The following is a 3,641-nucleotide window of genomic DNA, read 5'->3' as shown; positions in this document are numbered from 1 at the left end:
TCGCCGCCCTGCACCCCACCCCCGCCGTCTGCGGCACCCCCCCCGACACCGCCATGGACCTCATCCGCAGCACCTGGGCCGTGTCGCTGTAGGCGTCCAGGTGCTCGGCGTGCGTCAGCCGGTAGACACCGGAATGGAAGTAGTTCGCCCACCGCAGCGGGTGGCCGAGGCTCGCGCGGGCCCGTCCCCAGTCGGTCACCGACCGCATCCACCGATCGGACTTGGTGACGTCCCAGGAGGCGTCCACGCCGTACTCGGCCAGGCCCAGGGAGATGCCGCGGGCGTCGGCGAACTGGCAGACCCGCCGCGTGCGGGCGTCCATCGGGGCGGCGTCCGTGGTGGAGGTGATCTCCCCGATCGGGTACTCGTCGATCGCGATGAAGTCGACCATGCCCGAGTCCGGCCAGTAGTTCCGCAGCGCCGACTGCGGATCGGAGTAGGGCAGGTTGCACGAGTAGTTGGTGAAGCACACCCCCACCTTCACCCCCACCGCGCGGAACGGCGGCGCCGACCGCTTGTAGAGGCTGACGAAGGCGTCGCCGGACATGTTGTCGACCGGCTCGTGGTAGATGATCACGTCGCACTGGGCGCCCTTGGCGACGATGTCGGACGCGAGCGCCTGGAGCGTCGACAGTGGCGTCGACATGGTCGGCTTGATGCTGTAGACGCTCTTGCGCACGCCCACGTCGTAGCGGAGCTGCGAGGCGCTCACCGAGGACGGCGGGGCCCCGTCGTAGCAGCGGCGGACCGGCATGGGGCGGTCCGTGAGCGTCTCGAACGCGCTGATCGCCGCCGTCCACGTCTGGCCGGTCAGGGGGGTGACGGCCGCCCCCACCAGCGTCATGTGCCACCGTCCTCGCGCAGGTCCGCGGGCCGGCGCTCCACGGTCGCGTCCGCCCGGTGGCGGATCCTCGTTCGGCTCATGTGCGCGTCCCCCCTTTGGATCGCGAGATGGTGCCTCTCGGTAAAAATAATGCTACGTAGAGCGATATTGACTCGGCAGCCTTCTTTATGTGGCCATACCAGTCAGACGGGGGTGGCCGTGGGAGGACGGCGGGCGCGCCGCACCGGGTCGTCGGCGCCCGGGCGGGTCAGGCGCCGGACCGGGGCGCCTCCGGCAGGACGCGGTCGATGAAGGCGGTGACGTCGGCGAGGACCTCGTCGCGGTTGGTCTCGTTGAAGACCTCGTGGCGGGCGCCTGGATAGAGGCGCTCGGTGAGGTCGTCCCCGCGGATCGCCTCGATGCCGACGCGGGTGTCCCGCGGGCGGACGAGCTCGTCGGCGTCGCCGTGGACATAGAAGGTCGGCAGCGCGCCCAGGGACCCGTGCTCGCTGACGCGGCGCAGGGCGTCGTCCAGCGCCCGGACGGTGGGCTTCTTGAACGGGCCGTGCCAGATCAGCGGGTCCTCGGTGTAGGCCTTGCCGACCGCGGGGTCGCGAGAGAGCGTCGAGGTGTCGATCGGCTCGTCCGGCATCGCGTCGAGGGGCAGCAGCTCCTCGACGACGTGCCAGCGGCCGAGGACCGGTCCGGACAGCACGAGCGCGGCGAGGCCGGCGCCGTGGAGCTGGGCGTACCTGGTGGCGATCAGCCCGCCCATGGAGTGGCCGATCATGACGGCGGGCAGGCCCGGGTGGTCGCCGCGGGCCGCCTCCACGACCGTGTGCAGGTCGGCGACGACGTCCTCGACGTCCTCCACCAGCACGCGCTCGCCGGCCGAGCGGCCGTGGCCCGCGTGGTCCGGGCCGCAGACGACGGCCCCGTGCCGCACCAGGACGTCCGCGACGTGGCCGTAGCGGCCGAGGTGCTCGCCGTAGCCGTGCACGAGCACCGCGACGTAGCGCGGCTCGCCGTCCGCCCAGCTCCGGGCGGTGACCGCTCCCCGCGTGCCCGCGAACTCCCACTCCCGCGACGTCGCCACTCCGGCCTCCCTGCCGCCCGATGGAAGATCACCGTCTCCCGAGGGGGATCGGATCGTCAACCACCGCAATAGGCTGGAGATCCAGACCGCGACAGGAAGGGGTGCCCGTGCTGGTCGACACCTTCGGCCGTACCGCGACGGACCTGCGGGTCTCCCTCACCGACCGGTGCAACCTGCGCTGCTCGTACTGCATGCCGCCCGAGGGGCTGGACTGGCTGCCGAAGCCGGAACTGCTCACCGACGACGAGGTCGTCCGGCTGGTCGGGCTCGCCGTGCGCGACCTCGGCGTCACCGAGGTCCGCTACACGGGCGGCGAACCGCTGCTGCGGCGCGGCCTCGCCGGCATCGTGCGGCGGACGGCCGAGCTGGCGCCGCGCCCCCAGACCTCGCTGACCACCAACGGCATCGGGCTCGACCGGCTGGCCGCGCCGCTGGCCGAGGCCGGGCTCGACCGGGTCAACGTCTCCCTCGACACCCTCGACCGCGATACCTTCCGGCGCCTCGCGCACCGCGACCGGCTCGCCGACGTGCTGGAGGGGCTGGCGGCGGCGCGCCGGACGGGCCTCGCCCCGGTCAAGATCAACACCGTGCTGATGCGCGGGATCAACGACCACGAGGCCGTCCCGCTGCTGCGGTACTGCCTGGAGCACGGCTACCGGCTGCGGTTCATCGAGCAGATGCCGCTGGACGCCCAGCACGGCTGGACCCGCGAGAACATGATCACCGCGGACGAGATCCTGGACCGGCTGTCCGCCGAGTTCGATCTCGTGCCCGACACCGCGCACGAGCGCGGCAGCGCCCCCGCCGAGTCGTTCCTGGTCGACGGCGGCCCCGAGACGGTCGGCGTGATCGGCTCGGTCACCCGGCCTTTCTGCGGGGCCTGCGACCGGGTGCGGCTCACCGCCGACGGACAGGTCCGCAACTGCCTGTTCGCCACCGAGGAGTCCAACCTGCGGGACGCGATGCGTGATGGCGCCGACGACGCCGAGCTGGCCGAGCGGTGGCGCCGGGCCGTGCGGACCAAGCGCGCCGGGCACGGCATCGACGACCCGGCGTTCCTCCAGCCCGCCCGGCCCATGTCGGCGATCGGCGGCTGACCCGCGTGGACGCCGGCCCGCCCTTCGACGCCGTGCTGCTCGCGGGCGGGCGCGCCCGTCGGTTCGGCGCCGACAAGCCCGCCGCCCCCGTGGGGGGACGCCGGCTGATCGAGTGGGCGGCGGCCGCCGCGTCCGGAGCGTCCCGGCTGATCGTCGTGGGGCCGCGCCGCGACGTCCTGCCGGGCGCCGTCGTCGTCCGCGAGGACCCGCCCGGCGCCGGGCCGGTGCCCGCGCTGCGCGCCGGGCTCGCCGAGGTCCGCGCGCCGAGGCTGGCGCTGCTCGCCGCCGACCTGCCCTTCCTCCGCCCCGCCCACGTCGCGGCGCTGCTGGAGGCGGCGGCGGAACGCGACGGGGCCGTCCTGGTGGACGGCGACGGCCGCGAGCAGTGGCTCGCGGGCTGCTGGCGCGCCGGCGCCCTGCGGACGGCGCTGGCGGGCTACGACGGCGCGTCCCTGCGCGGCCTCCTGGGCCCCCTGGACCCCGTGCCGGTCGCCCTGCCCCCGGACGCCCGCCCCGCGTGGTACGACTGCGACACCCCGGAGCAGCTGGCCGCCGCCGAGCGCCTGCTTTGATCGTCGCCGAGCCGTTCGGGAGCAACATCCCGGGGACGCCGACGTCGTGGATA

At 74.0% G+C, this 3,641-nt stretch carries 4 protein-coding genes; 2 read left to right on the top strand and 2 right to left on the bottom strand.

The features are described from left to right. Together AB0C69_RS39875 and AB0C69_RS39870 are read right to left on the bottom strand one after the other, a co-directional pair. On the bottom strand, positions 1-844 hold an 844-nt coding region (locus AB0C69_RS39875), incomplete at its 3' end, for a hypothetical protein (protein WP_360361542.1). A gap of 247 nt (positions 845-1,091) precedes the next feature. Next, on the bottom strand, positions 1,092-1,919 hold the full coding sequence (locus AB0C69_RS39870; protein WP_360361539.1) for a lysophospholipase: 828 nt from the start codon (positions 1,917-1,919) through the stop codon (positions 1,092-1,094). Between the two features lie 107 nt (positions 1,920-2,026). Between AB0C69_RS39870 and moaA the strand changes: the two genes are divergently transcribed. Both moaA and AB0C69_RS39860 read left to right on the top strand, forming a co-directional pair. Further along, positions 2,027-3,016: a GTP 3',8-cyclase MoaA gene (moaA, locus tag AB0C69_RS39865; RefSeq protein WP_360361536.1), complete on the top strand. Its 990-nt coding sequence runs from the start codon at positions 2,027-2,029 to the stop codon at positions 3,014-3,016. Positions 3,017-3,021: 5 nt separating this feature from the next. Continuing rightward, positions 3,022-3,588 (top strand): molybdenum cofactor guanylyltransferase, encoded by a 567-nt coding sequence (locus AB0C69_RS39860; RefSeq protein WP_345181156.1) that lies wholly within the window; start codon positions 3,022-3,024, stop codon positions 3,586-3,588. Positions 3,589-3,641: the final 53 nt, after the last annotated feature.

Source organism: Actinomadura sp. NPDC048032 (genome assembly GCF_040653175.1).
Classification (GTDB): domain Bacteria; phylum Actinomycetota; class Actinomycetes; order Streptosporangiales; family Streptosporangiaceae; genus Spirillospora; species Spirillospora verrucosospora.
The sequence above is the reverse complement of the archived record's forward strand: the minus strand, read 5'-3'. Positions and strand labels throughout refer to the sequence as shown.